14 protein-coding genes are annotated in these 17,612 nt (G+C 69.9%); 2 read left to right on the top strand and 12 right to left on the bottom strand.

What is annotated here, in order from left to right:
* The first annotated feature begins 90 nt into the window (after nucleotides 1-90).
* Nucleotides 91-1,209: an ADYC domain-containing protein gene (locus tag HV826_RS38105; protein ID WP_176418446.1), complete on the top strand. Its 1,119-nt coding sequence runs from the start codon at nucleotides 91-93 to the stop codon at nucleotides 1,207-1,209.
* Here the strand turns inward: HV826_RS38105 and HV826_RS19010 are convergent.
* Nucleotides 1,198-4,428, bottom strand: a complete 3,231-nt coding sequence (locus HV826_RS19010) for a protein kinase domain-containing protein (RefSeq protein WP_176418445.1) — start codon at nucleotides 4,426-4,428, stop codon at nucleotides 1,198-1,200. The genes HV826_RS38105 and HV826_RS19010 overlap by 12 nt on opposite strands.
* A gap of 237 nt (nucleotides 4,429-4,665) precedes the next feature.
* Between HV826_RS19010 and HV826_RS19005 the strand changes: the two genes are divergently transcribed.
* Complete coding sequence (locus tag HV826_RS19005) at nucleotides 4,666-5,445, top strand: hypothetical protein (protein ID WP_176418444.1); 780 nt, start codon at nucleotides 4,666-4,668, stop codon at nucleotides 5,443-5,445.
* 27 nt (nucleotides 5,446-5,472) lie between these two features.
* On the opposite strand, the gene HV826_RS19000 is transcribed toward HV826_RS19005, so the two are convergent.
* The 11 genes from HV826_RS19000 to HV826_RS18950 all read right to left on the bottom strand — a co-directional run bounded on the left by HV826_RS19000 (nucleotide 5,473) and on the right by HV826_RS18950 (nucleotide 17,547).
* A complete protein-coding gene (locus tag HV826_RS19000) occupies nucleotides 5,473-6,279 on the bottom strand; it encodes a UDP-2,3-diacylglucosamine diphosphatase LpxI domain-containing protein (protein WP_176418465.1) in 807 nt (268 codons plus the stop codon).
* 28 nt (nucleotides 6,280-6,307) lie between these two features.
* Nucleotides 6,308-7,084 carry an acyl-ACP--UDP-N-acetylglucosamine O-acyltransferase gene (gene lpxA, locus HV826_RS18995; protein WP_176418443.1) on the bottom strand — a complete coding sequence of 259 codons (777 nt, stop codon included), beginning with the start codon at nucleotides 7,082-7,084 and terminating at the stop codon, nucleotides 6,308-6,310.
* Between the two features lie 29 nt (nucleotides 7,085-7,113).
* Nucleotides 7,114-7,575 carry a 3-hydroxyacyl-ACP dehydratase FabZ gene (fabZ, locus tag HV826_RS18990; protein ID WP_176418464.1) on the bottom strand — a complete coding sequence of 154 codons (462 nt, stop codon included), beginning with the start codon at nucleotides 7,573-7,575 and terminating at the stop codon, nucleotides 7,114-7,116.
* Entirely contained in the window at nucleotides 7,575-8,624 is a 1,050-nt protein-coding gene (gene lpxD, locus HV826_RS18985) for a UDP-3-O-(3-hydroxymyristoyl)glucosamine N-acyltransferase (RefSeq protein ID WP_176418442.1), read from the bottom strand. Before lpxD ends, fabZ begins: the two co-directional genes overlap by 1 nt.
* A gap of 31 nt (nucleotides 8,625-8,655) precedes the next feature.
* On the bottom strand, nucleotides 8,656-9,210 hold the full coding sequence (locus HV826_RS18980) for an OmpH family outer membrane protein (RefSeq protein WP_176418441.1): 555 nt from the start codon (nucleotides 9,208-9,210) through the stop codon (nucleotides 8,656-8,658).
* Between the two features lie 107 nt (nucleotides 9,211-9,317).
* Nucleotides 9,318-11,720 carry an outer membrane protein assembly factor BamA gene (gene bamA / locus HV826_RS18975; protein WP_255207867.1) on the bottom strand — a complete coding sequence of 801 codons (2,403 nt, stop codon included), beginning with the start codon at nucleotides 11,718-11,720 and terminating at the stop codon, nucleotides 9,318-9,320.
* Nucleotides 11,721-11,850: 130 nt separating this feature from the next.
* Entirely contained in the window at nucleotides 11,851-12,525 is a 675-nt protein-coding gene (locus tag HV826_RS18970; RefSeq protein WP_176418439.1) for an ABC transporter ATP-binding protein, read from the bottom strand.
* Nucleotides 12,526-12,527: 2 nt separating this feature from the next.
* Entirely contained in the window at nucleotides 12,528-14,897 is a 2,370-nt protein-coding gene (locus HV826_RS18965; RefSeq protein WP_176418438.1) for an ABC transporter permease, read from the bottom strand.
* Nucleotides 14,898-14,909: 12 nt separating this feature from the next.
* Nucleotides 14,910-16,463: a lysine--tRNA ligase gene (gene lysS, locus HV826_RS18960; protein ID WP_176418437.1), complete on the bottom strand. Its 1,554-nt coding sequence runs from the start codon at nucleotides 16,461-16,463 to the stop codon at nucleotides 14,910-14,912.
* A gap of 74 nt (nucleotides 16,464-16,537) precedes the next feature.
* Nucleotides 16,538-16,879: an anti-sigma factor gene (locus HV826_RS18955; protein WP_255217288.1), complete on the bottom strand. Its 342-nt coding sequence runs from the start codon at nucleotides 16,877-16,879 to the stop codon at nucleotides 16,538-16,540.
* 38 nt (nucleotides 16,880-16,917) lie between these two features.
* A complete protein-coding gene (locus tag HV826_RS18950) occupies nucleotides 16,918-17,547 on the bottom strand; it encodes a sigma-70 family RNA polymerase sigma factor (protein ID WP_176418435.1) in 630 nt (209 codons plus the stop codon).
* Nucleotides 17,548-17,612 lie beyond the last annotated feature (65 nt).

Genomic DNA, 17,612 nt, shown 5'->3' with positions numbered 1-17,612 from the left:
TCGTGTACAGGACCGGACCGCCGATGGCATGACCCTGGCTATGACGCGGGGCCAGACCACGGCACCCGCCGTCACTTCGAGGAGACACCTGTGCTCAACACCTTCCCCACCTGGCTCATGGGCCCGCTGCTGCTGGCCGTCGCCGCGGGCTGCACCCTCCCCATCGCCGGTGCCAAGCCCCCCGTCGGCGCCCGCCCTGATTCCCCGTCCGGCGGCGGGAGCTGTCCGACGGGCCAGTGCGACCCCGACCCGAACGGCCTGGGCATCTACGTCACCGAGGGACACAGCTACTGCTTCTTCCATGAGAAGACGCCGGTGGCGTGCCTGGAGGGCTTCGTCAATACCCCCAAGGGCGTGGCGCTGCACGTGCGCTCCATGTACCAGAGAGACCAGACGCTTCAGCTCCCCCTGCACCTCCGGAACTCGGGCAAGCCCGATGATGGGGAGCACCCGACCCTGGAGGCCATTCACGGCAACGTCAGCGACTTCTTCCTCGCCGTCCGCAAGGGGGACGAAGCCAAGAAGCTGCGGGGCGAGTCGGTGTCGCGGCTGGTGTTCGGGTTCAAGCTCCCGGTGCGCCTGGACGGCGTCATGGAGGGCCTCGCCTACGAGCTGTCGCTCGAACCCGTGTCCGGCAACCGCCTCGTCGTGCGCTACCGGCCCGCGCCCAGCACCGTCTGGCTGCGGCAGTGCCAGTCGCCAGGGGACCAGAACGTCGCGTCCGTCCTCCTCCCGCAGCGCCAGGTCGACGGCCTGAACGCCGCGGTGCGGCCCCACGACGAAACCCTCACCGTGGCCTGTGAGACAGGCGCGATTGGCGCATGCATGGACTGGGGCTACCAGCCGTGGACTCCCGAGACGCACCAGCCCGACGCGGACCGCGAGTTCGTCTACGGCGCCTGCCTCCAGGCCAAGCGCGCCGCCTACTTCGTGGGCCAGGGCGACCTGAGCACGTACACCGTCAACGGCACGGAGATTCTCCGGCGCGACGCCCACGGGTTCGGGCGCGGCAGCAACAACAAGCTCCAGGACCTCGGATACCTGGAGGCCCTGTGGAGCCCCCGGGGCGCGGAGTGCCTCAACCTGGCGAACCGTCGCGGCAGGGTGCCCATCCAGAATGGCCTCACGCTGCCTGCCTGCGGGCCGTCCCCCACATGGAGCTCCCAGGCGCGGTTCGCGACAGGCGTGGAGCAGCCCTCAAAGCCCTGAGTCTGGAGCCCCGGCGGCGCGAAGGGCGGCTTGCTCCGCGCCGTCCAGGGGGACCACGTAGCGGCTCAGCCAGGGCACCTGGGCCGTGGCGCGGCGCCACGCCGCGTCAGCCTCATGGAGGGACGCTTCCCACCCTACCGCCGGCCGCTGGCGCCGGGCACGCAGCAGCAACAGCGCGCCTCGCACGGCGTGGGCCTCCGGCAGCCCGGGGTCCAGCTTCAGCGCGAGGTCCACCTGCGCCAGCCCCTCCTCCACGAGGGCGGACGGAGCGCCGGTGTCCCGCGCCAGCCGCCAGGCCGACCGGGCAAGTGTGAGGTGGCTGTCGTAGTAGGGGTAGAGCGACACGGCCCGCCGGGCCTCAGTGAGGGCCTTGCGCAGCAGCGCGGCACTGGAGCGCCCGTCGCGCCGCGCCTGCTCCGCCGCCGCCAGCGCCAGCTCCGCGCCCAGGCTCCGGCAGTCCGCGCAGGTGGGGCTCAGCCGGTACGCCTCCGCCAGCGCGCGCTGCCCGCTGGCGAGCGCCGCGCTCGCGTCGCCCGCTCCGCGCAAGGCCTGGAGCGCTTCGAGCAGGTGCGCGCCGGCCGCATGGAGCCAGGCGCGGTCGGAGCGGGCGTTGACGCCTCGGGAGCGCTCCGTCGCCTGGAGCGCGCGCGCCAGGGCCGGACGCGGGTCGCCGCCGGTCTCCAGCAAGTAGCGCGCGCGCGTCAACTCCGCGGCGGCGGCATGGTCGTGGGCGGAGTGGAAGCGCTCGTCGAGGCTCAGCGCCTGCGCGCTGGCCTCCAGCGCCGCGTGCACGTCGGCCTCCGGGTCGCGCCCACGGGAGAGCAGGAGGGCCGCCCGGGCGGCGTACAGCTCCGCGAGGTTGGAGTGGGCGAACAGGTACTTCGGGTCCCCCTGGACGGCCCGCTGGAAGGCGCGCTCCGCTTCGGCGTAGGCCGGAAGCGGGTCCTGCCCGTGCTCCCGCTGATAGTTGCCCCGCCAGCGGTGCACGAGCCCCAGGTCGTTGAGCGCCCAGGGGTAGTGCGGCTCCAGCTCAATCGCCCGCTCCAGCCATTGAATGGCCCGTGCCCAGGACGCCTCGGGCGCCTCGCCCGCGCGCGCCTGGCGCAGACCGCGCATGAAGTAGCTGTACCCCAGCGAGTCGTGCGCGAGCACGTTGCGCGGCTCCAACGTCCCAGCCCGCGAGGCCGCGTCCGTCCAGGCCTCGAGCAGGGCCTCCGCGCCGCGCGCGTCCGGCGCCCCCTGGAAGGTCACCGCGCGGTACTGGTTCATCAGCACCTGGGCCTTCTTCGTGTGGCCGGAGGCCCGGTCCGGGTCGGCCACGAGGCTCCGGTCCGCGGCGGCCTCCGCCTGGTCCAGCGCGGCCTTGCGTGAGCGCCCCTCCCGCTTGTCCAGCTCCGACAGTTGCAGCCACACCTCCGCGAGCGCCTCGTGGGCCCAGGCGTCGCTGCGCGCCAGCTCCACGGTCCGCTGGTAGCGGGACTCCGCCTCCATGAGCCCGGTCCGCGCGCCCGCGTAGTCCCCCTGCTCCAGCAAGGCCATTGCCCGCGCGAGCGCCACGTCCCCGGCGAGCATCCGCACCTCCGGCATCCACGACGCCTGCGCCACGGCGTCGCGCGCGGCCCGCTCCGCGCCGTCGTAGTCCTTGCGGTACAGCGCGATGAGCCCTTCGAGGTACCGCGGAGACTCCAGCTCCACGCCGCCGCTGCGCTCCAGGGAGTCGAGCGCGGGCGCCAGGTAGCGCGCCTCCAGTTGCCGCCGCCGAGCGGCCACCCACGCCGCGCCGCCGCTGCGCCGCGCGTCCTCCACGGCCAGGCGGTACTGCTCCCCCAGCACCCTCCCCAAGGCGTAGTGGAGCCCCGGCGAGTCGACGCCCAGCTCGCGCGCCCGCGTCAGCTCCCGGTGCGCCTGCTCGAACTCGCGCATCGCCAGGTGGCCCCTTCCCAGCGCCTGCCGCACCAGCCCCTCCCCCAGGCCGTCCAGGCCAGGTCGCAAGGCGCCCATGCGCGCCATTCGCGCCCGGACGCGCTGCTGCTCGGGCCGCGTGTCGTGCAGGGGCAGGCCCTGGAAGGCGCGCACGAAGGCCTCGATTTCCTGCACCTGCTGGCCCAACTGCTCGGCCAGCCGGACGCGCGAGGCCGTGCGCGCCTGGAGGTCCCGCTCCGCCAGCCAGGCCCGGGCCCCGAAGCCCGCGAGCAGCAGCATGCCCACCAGCGAGACGCCGGAGACGAACACCACCCCGCGGTGCCTGCGCGCGGCGCGCCGCAGCCGGTGCGTCAGGCGGGGCCGCTGTCCGAGGATGGGCGCGCCGTCCAGGTAGCGGCCCAGGTCCTCCGCCAGCGCCCGGGCGGAGGCGTAGCGCAGCGCTGGCTCCTTGCTCAGGCACTTGAGGCACACCGTCTCCAGGTCGGCGTCCAGGTCCGGCACGCGCTCGCGGGGTGGCACCGGGTCGTCGTGGAGCACCCGGTTCAACGTCTCCAGCGGCGTGGCACCCGTGAAGGGCGGCTCGCCGACGAGCAGCTCGTAGAGCGTGGCGCCCAGGCCGTAGACGTCCGTGCGCGCGCCGATGGCGTCCAGCTCCCCACGGGCCTGCTCCGGCGCCATGTACGCGGGCGTGCCCATCACCGCGCCAGTGGACGTGAGGCCGTGCCCCTCCCCCGCCTCGTACGCGAGGCCGAAGTCCATGATGACGGGCTCGCGACGCGCGCCCTCACCCGGGAGCACCATGATGTTGGAGGGCTTGAGGTCCCGGTGGATGACGCCCAGCACATGGGCCGCCTCCACCGCCTCCGCCGCGGCCTTCAACCACCGCGCCTTCTCCAGGGGCGCCAGGCCCCGCGCGGCGACGTCCATCCGCTCGCCCTCCACGAGCTGCATGGCGATGAAGGCCTGGCCGTCCGTCTCCCCCGCGTCGAACACCTTGCAGACATTCGGGTGGTCGATGCGGGCCTGGGCGCGGGCTTCCCGCAGGAAGCGCATGGCCCGCTCCGGGTCCGCGCCCCGCAGGAACTTGAGCGCCACCGGCCGCCCGAGCGTCCTGTCCCGCGCGCGGTACACGTCCCCCATGCCGCCTCGGCCCAGCAGCCCCAGCACCTCGTAGCGGGCCCCTGGCGCGGCCGGCGCGGTGCCCGGCGGCTCGGACGGAAGGCCCGCCACCGTGGCCCCTTCCTCGGCCGGCCGCGCGGCCGTCTCCGACGGAAGGGTTGGCGCGAGGCGTGACATGGGCAAAGCCTATCAAACGCATACAGCCGCGGCACGGTGGCACACCGTGGCCTGTGCCACCGTGCCACGCGAGGGTGTGCCACCTCAGGTGTGTCGAGCACGTCTTCAGAGGGAGCCACGGGGCCACACGCCGCGGCATACGCCTTGCTCAAGCAGCGACACGGCAAGGACGGGTGCGCGGCCCTCCGCCACACGCACCGCGCCGTCTCAACACCTCACACCACAGGAAAACCACCCATGTCGAAGCTGCGTCACGCACTGATTGCCCTGTCCATGCCCGCCGTCCTGTGGGGCTGCGGTCCCGAGGACATGATGGACGTCTCCGCCGAGCCCCCCGCCGCGCAGGACCTGACGACGCAGGGTCAGGAGCTGGCCACGGCCAACATGTACACCTGGAGCCAGGGCAACATCGCCACGCCCATGGGCACGACGTCGAACCGGACCTGCTACCTCATGCGCGTGGGCGGCAACTTCGAGGGTGGCGGGGAGCGCGTCGAGATTTTCCACACGGGCAGCTCGTGGTACCTGGGCGGCGCCTCGGGGCAGACCGGCATCAACGGCGCCGCGGGCTGCATCAACGTGGCGGACACGGGGACCGAGTACACGTGGAGCCAGTCGTCGAGCTACCCCACGTACATGGGCTCCTCCGCCAACCGCGTGTGCTACCTGACGGGCGTCAAGGGCAAGTTCCATGGCACTGGTGAGTGGCTCCACGTCTATGAGACGGCCGGGAGCTGGTACATGACGGGCAACTCCAGCCAGAGCGGCGTGCAAGGGCGCGCGCGTTGCATCAACCTGGGCGCTGGCAACACGTTCAGCCCGGAGTACACCTGGAGCCAGGGCAACTCGGCCACGGCCATGGGCGGCACCAGCAACCGCTCCTGCGCGCTGACGTTCGTCCGGGGCAAGTTCGAGGGCGGCGGCGAGTACGTCCGCACCTACCAGGCGGGCGGCTCGTGGTACCTGGGCGGCGCCTCGGGGCAGACCGGCGTGTCCGCGCGCGCGCGCTGCTTCTAGTCCCACCGCGTAGGGGGGCGCCGGGGCTCAGGGCACGCCGATGAGGGTGATGCCCGCGGCCTCGGCGCCCGCGAAGAGGGCCGGGGCGTCCAGCAGCACCGTGCGCCCCACCTCGAGCGCCAGCACGCGCGCGCCCACCTCCTGCATGACGTCCAGGGTGCGAGGCCCGACAGCGGGCAGGTCGAAGCGGAGGTCCTGCTGCGGCTTGCAACGCTTCACCACCACGGCGCCGCCGCTGCCACCCAGCCTGCCGCCCCGGCGGATGGCCTCGTCCGTGCCCTCCACCGCCTCCAGCGCCAGGACGTGGCCGTTGTGCACCACCACCGTCTGTCCCACGTCCGCCTGGCCCAGCAGCACCGCCACCTCGCGGCCCAGGGCCACGTCCTTCTCCTGCGCCGGGTGCAGCCGGGGCCCAGCCAGGTGGCCCTCCGGGCACAGCACCTCGCCCAGGAAGTCCGTGGGGGCGATGATGGTGACGCCGCGTGCCTCGAAGTCCGAGGCCACCGCGCGCAGCAGCGCGTCATCCCGGAAGCTGCGCAGCCGGGAGATGATGCGCACCGCGCCCAGGTCCGGCCGCGCCTCCGCCAGCGCCCGCACGCGGCCGATGCCGCCCGCCATGGCCGCCTGCTTCACGCCCGCTTCCCGGAAGGCCTTCTGGATGCGGTCCACCTGACCGACGCGCACCCACGTCAGCCGGTCCACCTCCGCGACCAACGCCGGGTCCGTCTCTCCACGGTGCGCCACGGCCACGACTTCCAGGCCCTGCTTCCGCGCGGCGCGCGCGAAGAGAAAGGGCAGCCGGCCGTTGCCCGCGATGAGGCCAATCCGCTCCACCGCCGACTTTCGTCCGTCGCTCACGGTGTCAGCGCGTGAGGCCGCGCTTGCTTTGCTGGATGAACTGGATGAGGTGGTCCACCTCGGAGTGGCCCGCCAGCTCCGCGCGCAGCCGCACCATGGCCTCCTGGAGCGTCAGCTTCGAACGGAACAGGATGCGGTGCGCTTCCTTCACCCGCTCAATCTGCTCCTTGGAGAAGCCACTGCGCTCCAGGCCCACCGTGTTGAGGCCCACCAGCTCCGCCCGGTCTCCCTGGGCGGTGGCGTACGGCGGGATGTCCATGGTCACCATGGCGCCGCCGGAGATGAAGGCGTGCTGACCCAGGCGGGTGAACTGATGCACCGCCGCCAGGCCGCTGATGATGACGTGGTCCTCCATCGTCACGTGACCCGCGAGCGCGGAGCCATTGCCGATGCGGCAGCCATTGCCCACCACGCAGTCGTGCGCGACGTGACAGTTGGCCATGAAGAGGTTGCCACTGCCCACGCGGGTGGCGCCGCCGCCGCCCGCGGTGCCCTTGTGCAGCGACACGAACTCGCGAATCTGGTTGTCGTCGCCGAGCACCAGCTCCGTGTCCTCGCCCGCGTACTTGAGGTCCTGCGGGTCGGCGCCGACGGAGGCGAACTGGAAGACGCGGTTGCGCTCGCCCAGCGTCGTGCGGCCTTCGATGACGACGTGGGGCCCCACGCGGGAGCCCGCACCAATCGTCACCTGGGGGCCGATGATGGAGTAGGGGCCGACCTCAACGGTGTCGTGGAGGCGGGCGCTGGGATGGACCACCGAGGTGGGATGAACCTGAGCCATGAAGTCTCCTCGTGCTCGCGGGGCGCGAATCAGGATGCCGCGCTCTGTGCCGCGTTGGCGTCCTTGTCCACGACGGTTGCCAGGAACTCGCCTTCGGCGACCCGCGCGCCGTCGACCGTCGCCAGGCCCTTCGTCTTCCAGACAGCGCCCTTGTGACGCACCACTTCGATGTCCAGTTGGAGGCGATCCCCCGGCAACACCGGCTTGCGGAAGCGCGCGCCGTCCACGCCCATCAGGTACGTGAGCTTGCGCGCCGGGTCCATGTTCTCGCTCTTGTAGGCGAGGATGGCCGTCGCCTGCGCCAGCGCCTCCAGGATGAGCACGCCCGGCATCACCGGGTGACCGGGGAAGTGCCCGTTGAAGAAGGGCTCGTTGATGGTGACGTTCTTGTAGGCCGTCAGCTTCTGGCCCGGGACAATCTCCACCACCCGGTCCACCAGCAGGAACGGGTACCGGTGCGGCAGCAGATTGAGAATCTCTCCGATGTCCATCACGGCCCCTTTTCCTTCTCCAGCGTCTCGACCCGGCGCCGCAGGGCGCGCACTTCCTTGAGCAGGTCCGCCATCTGGCCCGCCGCGGCGCTGGCCCGCAGCCACTCCCGGTGGGGAACGGCGGGGCTCCCGCTCACCACCTGGCCGTCCGGCACGTCGTGCGCGACGCCGGACTGCGCGCCCACCTTGGCCAGGTCTCCCACGCGGATGTGCCCCACCACGCCGACCTGCCCCGCGAGCACCACGCCCGTCCCAATCTCCGCCGAGCCGGACACGCCAGCCTGCGCGCAGATGAGGGACAGCGGGCCCACTCGCACGTTGTGGGCAACCTGCACCAGGTTGTCGAGCTTCGCGCCGCGCCCCACCACCGTCTCACCCACCGTCGCGCGGTCGATGCAGGTGCACGCCCCCACCTCGACGTCGTCCTCGATGCGCACGATGCCGACCTGGGGAATCTTGAAGTGCTCCGGCCCCGCCTCGCCCTCCGGGTTGAAGGCGAAGCCGAACCCGTCCGCGCCCACCACGCTGGAGGCGTGGAGGATGACGCGCGCGCCCACGATGCAGCGCTCGCGCACCGTCACGTTGGGGTACAGGACGCAGTCCTCCCCCACCTCGGCCTGTTCGCCCACGTAGGCGCCCGGATAGAGCACCGTGCGCGCGCCCACCCGTCCGCCCCGGTCCACCGACGCGCCGGGCAGCAGCACGGCCTCCGGGTGGATGGTGGCCTCGGGATGGACCCAGGCGCCGGGCCTCACGCCCGCGGCGGGGCGCTGGGGCGCGTGGAACAGGCGCAGCAGCTTCGCGTACGCCAGGTGGGGGTTGGCCACCCGGACGAGCGCCACGCCCTCGCGGGGTGGCACGTCGGCGCCCACCAGCACCGCCGAGGCACGGGAGGCCTCGAACTGGCGCCGGTAGCGCGGGTTTCCGTAGAAAGACACGTCTCCCGGGCCGGCTTCTTCAAGCCCGTTGAGTCCGTGAATGAGCTGTGAGGGATCACCGAGGAGCTCTCCACCCACGTGGGCGGCGAGCTCCCCGAGCTGGCGGGGCATGGGAGCGGTCTGCACGAGTTGGGAGTGACGGCTACTTCTTCGTCGGGGCGTCCTTGGCCGCCGTCTTCTTCGAGCTGTTGTACGCCCGGATGACTTCGTTGGAGATGTCGTGCAGGGAGCGGGCGTAGACGATTCCGGAGTCGCGGCGCTCGAGGACGAAGCCCAGGTCATCGCGCTCGGCGATGGTGTTGATGATGGAGTCGATCTTGTCGATGATCGGCTTCATCTCCTGCTGCTCCTTGTTGGCGGCCTCGGCGCGGCTCTTCTCCCACTTCTGGGCGAGCATCATCACCTTGCGCTGGAGCTCGGCCTCCTTCTGGGCCTTGATGTCCGCGCTCATGGCGCTGGCCTGCTTGTCGAGCGTCTCCTTCTCGGCGCGGAGCGCGTTCTGCTCCTTGTCGATTTCCTTCTGGCGGTCGTTGAGCCACTTCTGGAGACGGGACTTGGCGGCCTTTCCGTCATCCACCTCCAGCATGACTTTCTGGAGGTCCACGTAGGCGACCTTCAGCTCGGCGGCCGAGGCGGCCACCGGGAGGGCGAGCGACAGAGCGGCGGCCGTGGCCGCGATGGTGGTGCGAAGCGACATGTTCAGCAACTCCTCAAGAAGGGTACAGGCTCCGACGTACGCCTATCGGGCATCTTCAATTCCCTCCGCCCGTGGGAGCGGACGCCGGACGACGGGCCAAGGGCTTATCAGAAGAAGTTGCCGATAGTGAACTCGAACAGGATGTTGTCGTCCTCCGGCCGCCTGTTGAGCGGGATACCCCACTCGAAGCGCAGGGGGCCAATGGGCGAGAACCAGCGGAAGCCGAAGCCCGCGGAATGGAAGAGCCCGAGCGGCAGCCGCTCCTGGCGGTCCTCGAAGAAGCGCTCGTTCGCCGCGAAGGCGTTACCCGCGTCGTAGAAGATGACGCCGCGCAGGCCGGCCTTCTCGAAGATGGGGAACTCCAGCTCGAAGTTGAAGGTCAGCTGCTTGTTGCCGCCCACCCGGAAATCAGTGACGGTCGCGTCCGGACTGCCGGAGCGGGGCACCTTCACGGAGGGGCTGATGCTGCGCAGGAAGTAGCCGCGGACGCTGTTGATGCCGCCCACGTAGTAGAGCTCGGAGATGGGCAGCGGCTTGTTCTGGTCCAGCTGCTGGATGTAGCCAATGGTGGCGTTCGTCTTGAAGACGAAGCCCAGCGGCATGGGGAAGTACAGCCGCGAGTAGGCCGTGTACCGGTTGTAGAGGAACGTGCCGCCCAGGAAGTCCGGGGCGAGCTCCACCGAGCCGTAGTGGATGAAGCCATCCGACGGGAACAGGCGGTTGTTGCGCCGGTCGAAGGACAGCGACAGGCGGGCGGCGCTCGTCGTCCCCGACAGGAACTGGTTGGCCAGCAGCACCGCGCCCAGGTTCTGCCCCGCCTCCACGTTGACCCACTCCCGCGAGTAGCCAATGGTGCCCAGCAGGTCATCGATGAACTGGTAGCCGATGGACACCGTGCCACCGGTGGAGCTGCGGATGAAGCCCTCGTAGTCCGCCTGGATGCGGAAGAACTCGGCCGACAGCAGGTAGCGCGTGTCCAGGAAGTACGGGTCGTAGAAGGACAGCTGCACCAGGGAGCGCAGGCCGGAGATCTGCGCGGACGCGGAGACGCTCTGCCCCCAGCCCAGGAAGTTGTTCTGGGCGATCTGCGCCGTGAAGATGAAGTTCTCCACGTTGGAGAACCCGAGGCCGACCTGGAAGGTACCGGTGGCCTTCTCCTTCACCTCCACCTGGAGGATGATGGTGTCGTCCGCCGAGCCGGGACGCTGGGTGATTTCCGCCGTCTCGAAGAAGCCCAGCGCGGTGACGCGCTCGCGGCTGCGGCGCACGCCGGTGCCGTTGTAGAGCTCGCCTTCGTAGACGCGCAGCTCGCGGCGGATGACCTTGTCACGCGTCTTGCTGTTGCCCACCACGTCGATGCGCTCGATGGTGACCTGGGGCCCCTTCTGCACGTCGAAGGTCAGGTCCACCGTGCGGTTGTCCGCGTTGACGCTGGTGATGGGGTTGATGTTCGCGTAGGCGTAGCCGCGGTCGTAGTAGACGTCCGAGACGGAGAGGATGTCCTGCGACAGCTGCGAGCGGTTGAAGCGCCCGCCGGTGGCGGACTTCATCAGCGCCGCCATCTCACCCTTGGTGACGTCGTCGAGCAGGTCACCGGAGAAGTCGATCTTCCCGATGTCGTACGGCTCGCCCTCCGTCACCCGGAGGGTGATGAAGATGAAGCGCTTGTCCGCGGAGAGCTGGACGGTGGGCTTGTCCACCCGGACGTTGATGAAGCCCTTGTCGTAGTAGGCGATCTGGATGACGGCCAGGTCGCGCTGGAAGGCATCCTCGCGGTAGGTACCCTCACCGGTGAAGAAGGAGAGGAACCCGCCCTCGCGGGTAATCATCGTCTCCTTCAGCTCCGCGGCGGGCACCTTCTCCGCCCCCAGGATGGTGATCTGCTTCACCATCACCTTGGCGCGCTCGTTGATGTTGAACACCACATCCACGTTGGCGCCGCCCTCGACGGGCTTGAGCTGGTGGCTGACCTCGGCGAGGAAGTAGCCCTTCTCCACGTACTTCGCCTGGATCTTCTGCACGCTGGAGCGCACCAGCTCCATGTCCAGGATGGTGGCGGGCTTGACGTCAATCTCCTCCTTCAGGTCGTCCTTGTTCAGCTCCTCGTTGCCCACGAGCTGCACGAGCCGGACGGTGGGGCGCTCCTCCACGCGCACCACGTAGGCGACGCCGCGGGCCAGCCGCTGGACGAGCAGCTCCACGTCCTGGAAGTAGCCCAACGCCCACACCGCCCGGAGGTCCTGGGCGGTGCGCGTGGGGCTCAGCTCGTCGCCCACACGGGTGCGGAGGGCGCGGCGGATGGCTTCGGCCTCGACGCGCCGGTTGCCTTCGACGCGGACCTCCACCACCCGGCGGGCATCCTCCGGGGACACCGGGGCGTCATCGGGGAGCGCGGGCTCGGAGGCCACGTCGGCGGGAGCAGCGGGGGCGGTGACCTCGGGCACGACTGAAGGCGCGGCGGCGCCCTCATCCTCTTGCGCCAGCACGGAGCCGGGCACGAGGGACCACATGGCGACCGCCAGCAGCGGGAGCAGTGACTTGCGCGACAGAACGGGGTGCCTCAAGGGGAGACCGGCCAGGAAAAGGCGGGGCAATCTACGGGAAGGCCCCTGAGGGCCTCAATGCAAAATTGCCAGGACATCACGCCTCCGACACCTCACCCCCGGCCAACCTGAGGCGGCGGGGCATGGAGCGGGCGAGCGTCTCGTTGTGGGTGACGACCACTGCGGTGATTCCCTGCTCGCGGTTGACCTCCCGCAGGAGCTGGTGGATGCCCTCGCCCGTCGCCGGGTCGAGGTTTCCGGTGGGCTCGTCCGCCAGCAACACCGCGGGCTTGAGCACCAGGGCGCGCGCCAGGGCCACGCGCTGGGCCTCACCACCCGACAGTTCTCCTGGACGGTGGTCCACGCGGTGTCCCAGTCCCACCCGCTCCAGCAGTTCACGGGCATAGGCGTAGGCGCCGGTGCGATCCTGTCGCCGGATGAGGGCGGGCATGGCGACGTTTTCCAAGGCGGTGAACTCCGGCAGCAGGAAGTGGCTCTGGAAGACGAAGCCGATGGTCTGGTTCCGGAACTCGGCGATCTCCGCGTCGTTCATGGAGAACACGGGGCGGTCATCGAACAGCACCTCGCCGGCGGCCGGGGCATCCAGCGTGCCCAGGACGTGCAGGAAGGTGCTCTTCCCCGCCCCGGACGCGCCCACCAGCGAGACGAGCTCTCCCCGCTGGATGTCCAGCGACACGCCCCGAAGGATGTCGATGCGCTTGCCGTGCAGGAAGTAGCTCTTGAAGACGTTGCGGATGGACAAGAGCGCCATGGCTATTCCGCCTTGAGGCCTTCCACCGGCTCCACGCTGCTGGCCTTGAGGGCCGGGTAGATGGAGGCGAGGTAGGTGACGAGCACCGCGATGACCACGGCCAGCACGGTCTGCACCGGCTCGATGCGCACCGGCACCGCCGGAATGTAATAGACGTCCGGGTCCAGCTTGATGCCGGCCTTCTCGATGAAGAGGCACCAGGACAGGCCGGAAATCAGTCCGAGGAAGCCGCCCGCGACGCCAATCTGCAGGCCCTCCGCGAGGAATATCTTCACGATGCCACCATCAGGTACGCCCAGGGCCTTGAGGACGGAGATCTCCTTCCGCTTCTCCAGCACCAGCATGATGACGGTGGCGACGATGAGGCCCGCGGCCACGATGATGATGATGGAGAGGATGATGCCCATCACCAGCTTCTCCAGACGCAGCGCGGAGAAGAGGTTCTTGTTCATCTCTCCCCAGTCACGTGCCCGGTAGGGATAGCCCCCCAGCACCTTCACCACCTGCGAGGCGATGCGCCGCGCGTCGTCGATGTCCGCCACCTTCAGTTCGATGCCCGTGGCCCCCTTCACGCCGAAGAAGTCCTGAGCCTCCTTGAGCAGGATGTAGACGAACTTGGAGTCGTACTCGTACATGCCCGAATAGAAGACAGCCGCCACGCGGAAGGCGCGGCTCTTCGGAATCGGGCCGGAGGGGCTCAGCTCCGTGCCCAGCGGGGAGACGACGTTCACCCGGTCTCCCACCACCACGCGCAGCGACGCCGCCAGCTCCCGGCCAATGACGATGCCCGGCAGCACCGGCGCCTTCTTGGGCGTCCCGGAGCGGCGGATGATGTCGTCCTCCTCCACCCCGCTCTCCTCCGCGGGCTCCTCGTCCGGCAGGCCGCGGTGGACGATCTTCTCCGGCGTGTAGAGGATGTCGAGCGAGCCGCCACCGAGGATGTTCTTGGGCAGGTCCGTCACCTCGCCCACCGTGCCCGGGTCGATGCCCTTGATGATGACGCCGTCCACGTTGCCCTCGGAGGCAATCATCACCTGGTTGATGATGAAGGGCGTCTGTCCCACGACGCCGGGCACCTTGCGGACGGACTCCATGACCTTGGCGTACTCGGGCAGGTCGCCCGCGTACTTCGACACCACGGCGTGCGCGTTGGTGCCCAGAATCTTCTGCTGCAGGTCGGCCTCGAAGCCGCTCATCACCGACAGCACGATGATGAGCGCCATGACGCCCACGCCCACGCCGCCCACCGACAGGGCGGTCATCATCATGGTGGGCGACTGCTCCCGCAGCTTGAGGCGGTTGAGGTCGGAGGCCGCCGCCAGCGGGTCCTTCAGACCCAGCGCGCGGATGCGGGTGCGCTCCACGGCCGCTTCGGCGGAGCGGATGATGAAGTAGATGAGCAGCGGGGGGATGATGCCGAACATCAGCACCGCCAGCGTCCCCAGCAGCAGCGACGGCCGGAACACCGCCACGTGCCGGCGCGCGACGAAGAGCTCGAACCCCAGCTTCAGGTCCACCCGGCCGCTGCCGGCGGCGATGAAGCCGGTGTTGATGCCCAGCACCAGCGCCAGCACCAGGAAGGTGAAGACGAGCCAGTACCCCAGCTCCGGGCGGCCAATCAGCCCCGCGACGTACGTCACCTCGCGCAGCCGGTAGCCCAGCGCGAGCTGCAGCCCGGGCAGCCGCTCCATCAACGTGAGGACGATGGGGATGGGCAGGCCCAGGTACAGCACGCCGATGGTGGCCTCGGGCAGCGACAGCCGCTGCGCCCGCGACGCGCCGATGAAGCCGGAGATGAAGGCCACCATGCCGCCCGCGAGCAGCGCGATGGCGAAGGCGCCGGTGGGCGGCAACGACAGGCCGCTGCTGGCGCCCTTCCCCGCCGCGCCCAGCTCCGTGGCGGACACGCCGCTGGACAGCACCGTCTGCAGGAGGATGAGGACCACCTCCGCCAGCAGCATGCCGCCGCCGTAGGCGCCCAGGGTGCTCCAGTAGAAGTCCCGGTAGCGCGCCAGGCGCGGGTACAGCGTGGCGCCCGCGGCCGGGCTGGGCCCTTCGGTGGGCTCTGGCGCGCGGCGGATGCCGGCGGCGATGAGCGCCCACCCCGCCAGCCAGACGACGGAGCCCGCGACGAGGAGGCCCGTGTTGGGAACCCGCGCGACGGGCTGCTCGGACACGAGCAGCAGCGCGTTGAGGACCTGGACCAGGCCGCCCCACCCCAGCAGGGACAGCCCCAGGGAGGGGCTGGTCTCCAGCCAGGCCTGAGAGGACGTGAGCGCCACCCCGAGCAGGCTGAAGCCCACCAGGGCGACCAGCGCCCCAATCCAGATGAAGGTCCAGCGATGGACGGTCTGCCGTTCGGCGGAGTGCACGCGGCCTCCTGGCTACTTCGCCAGTGGCTTGAGGAGGGGAAACAGGATGACGTCTCGGATGCTCTGCGAATCCGTGAACAGCATGGCGAGCCGATCAATCCCGATGCCTTCACCGGCGGTGGGCGGCATGCCGTGCTCGAGGGCCCGGATGTAGTCCTCGTCGTAGTCCATGGTCTCCTGCTGGCCCCGCTGCTTCGCGTCCAGCTGGGCCTGGAAGCGGCCCTTCTGGTCCAGCGGGTCGTTCAGCTCGGAGAACGCGTTCGCGATTTCGCGGCCCGCAACGTACAGCTCGAAGCGGTCCGTCACGTCCGGGTTCGCGTCATTGCGCCGGGCCAGCGGCGAGACGGCGGTGGGGAAATGGGTGATGAAGGTGGGGTGGATGAGCGTGTGTTCGACGTGGTGCTCGAAGAGCGCGCCCACCAGCTCACCGTGGTGCATGGTGTCAATGGCCCGCCGCTCGGCCTCCGAGTGGCGCGTCTTGAGCAGCTCGTGGCGCAGCCGGTCCGCGTCCGCCATGTCCTTGTCTGACAGGCCGCTCACCACCTCGCGGATGGCCTCCGTCATGGAGATGCGCTTCCAGCCCTTGCCGAAGTCGAGCACGTGCTCGCCGTACTTCACCTTCGTGTCGCCGGTGACGGCCTTGGCGGCCTCCGAAATCATCTCCTCGGAGAGGTCCATCAGGTCCTCGTACGTGGCGTACGCCTGATAGAACTCCAGCATCGTGAACTCGGGGTTGTGCCGGGTGCTGATGCCTTCGTTGCGGAAGTTGCGGTTGACCTCGTAGACGCGCTCCAGGCCGCCCACCACCAGGCGCTTGAGATACAGCTCCGGGGCGATGCGCATGTACAGGTCGATGTCGAGCGCGTTGTGGTGCGTGGTGAAGGGCCGCGCCGCCGCGCCGGACACGAGCGGGTGCATCATCGGCGTTTCGACCTCGACGAAGTCACGCGTGTCGAGGAAGTCGCGGATGAAGCGGATGAGCTTGTTGCGCCGGAGGAAGGTCTGCTTCACGTCCGGGTTGGACACGAGGTCCAGGTACCGCTGACGGTAGCGAATCTCCACGTCCGTCAGGCCGTGCCACTTCTCCGGCAGGGGCCGCAGGGACTTGGTGAGCGGCGTGAACTTCGTGGCGGACAGCGTCAGCTCGCCCGTCTTCGAACGGAACACCGGGCCGGTGGCGGCCAGGAAGTCGCCCAGGTCACAGAGCTTGAAGGTCTCATAGGCGTCCCCCAAGGCGTCCTTCTTCATGTGGACCTGGATTTCGCCCGAGCCGTCTCTCAGCTTGATGAAGGCGGCCTTGCCGAAGGAGCGCATGGCCACGACGCGGCCGGCGACGTCATAGGGCGCAGGAGCGGCCTGCTCGATTTCCTCGGCGGACTGAGCGGCGTGCTTCGCGTGGATTTCGGCGGCCTGATGCTGGGGACGGTAGCCGTTGCCGTACGGATTGAAGCCGGCCTCGCGCCACTTCTCGGCCTTCTCCAGCCGCTGGTCGTAGATTTCCTGTTCCTTCGTCCCGAGGTCGCCCTCGCCCACGCTCTTCTCGCTCTTGTTCTCGGTCTCGGCCATGACGCGCTTTCCCAAAGGCGCGGCACCGTAGCCAAGGCTCCCCCGGGAAGCAACGCAACACAGCGGAAGGCCGCTCAGGGAGCGACCAGCGCCAGGAAGGCGGCCACGGCGGCCGCCAGCAGCAGCGGGATGAGGACCTCCACCGGGAGGCGGTGGTTCATGTGCGCGGTGTGCAGGCCCCGCAGACCGAAGCGGCGCTTGCGGCGCACACGGCTCATCACCAGGGAGGCGAGCGCGGGCGGGGCCTTCTCACGCGCCACGTGCTGGAGCCGCTGCACCGTGCTGGCATAGCGCTGCCAGCCCTGGCGGCAGTCGTCGCAGCCGTCCAGGTGGGTGCGAACCTCCTGCGCCTTGGGGGCGGGGAGCTCGTCGTCGGCGAGCGCGAGGAACAGCGCCCTCGCCTCGCGATGGTTCATCCGCGGTTCCACGTCCCGCAGTCTGCGATGAATGCCGTTCATGGCTCAAGCCGCCCCAGGAGGTCCGCCAGTTTTTCCCGGGCCCGGTGGAGCCGGCTCTTCACCGTTCCCTCCGGTAGCTCGGTGATGTCGATGATTTCGTCGTAGCTGAGGCCTTCGATGTCGCGCAGCGCCACCAGCATGCGCGCGTCCGGCTCCAGCTGGGAGATGGCCCACTGCACCCGGGCGCGCTCACGCGCGGACTCCAGGGCCGCGTCCGGGCCAGGCGCCGTGCCCCCGCCTTCGGAGCGCAGGGCCGCGGCCTCGTCGAACACTTCGGAGCGGCCCCGGCCCCGGCGCTTCAGGTACTTGAGCCGGTTGATGCAGTGGTTGCGGGTGATGCGGAACAGCCAGGTGGACAGCTTCGAGTCCTCGCGGAACCGGCGGACGTTCTGGTGCACGCTGACGAAGATCTCCTGCACCAGGTCGTGGGCTTCCTCACGGTCTCCCACCATGCGGACGCAGAAGTCGTAGAGCCGGTCCTGGTGCGTGCGCACCAGCAGCTCGAAGGCGTCCGGCTCCCCTCGGCGCAGCCGGGCCAGCAGCGCGGCGTCCTGACGGCGCGACTCGGACGCGACCGCGGCGGCGGCCTCTTCCTGTCCGATTTCGAGCACGCCGCCCGATGACACCCGTGTCCTCCCGCGACAGCCCCTCCACAGGAGGTGCCACCGTCCCTGAAGCCTACCTTCGTCCC

Source organism: Myxococcus sp. AM010 (assembly GCF_013372585.1).
Lineage (GTDB): Bacteria > Myxococcota > Myxococcia > Myxococcales > Myxococcaceae > Myxococcus > Myxococcus vastator.
Note: the sequence above shows the minus strand (reverse complement) of the source record. Positions and strands in the feature narration are given on the sequence as shown.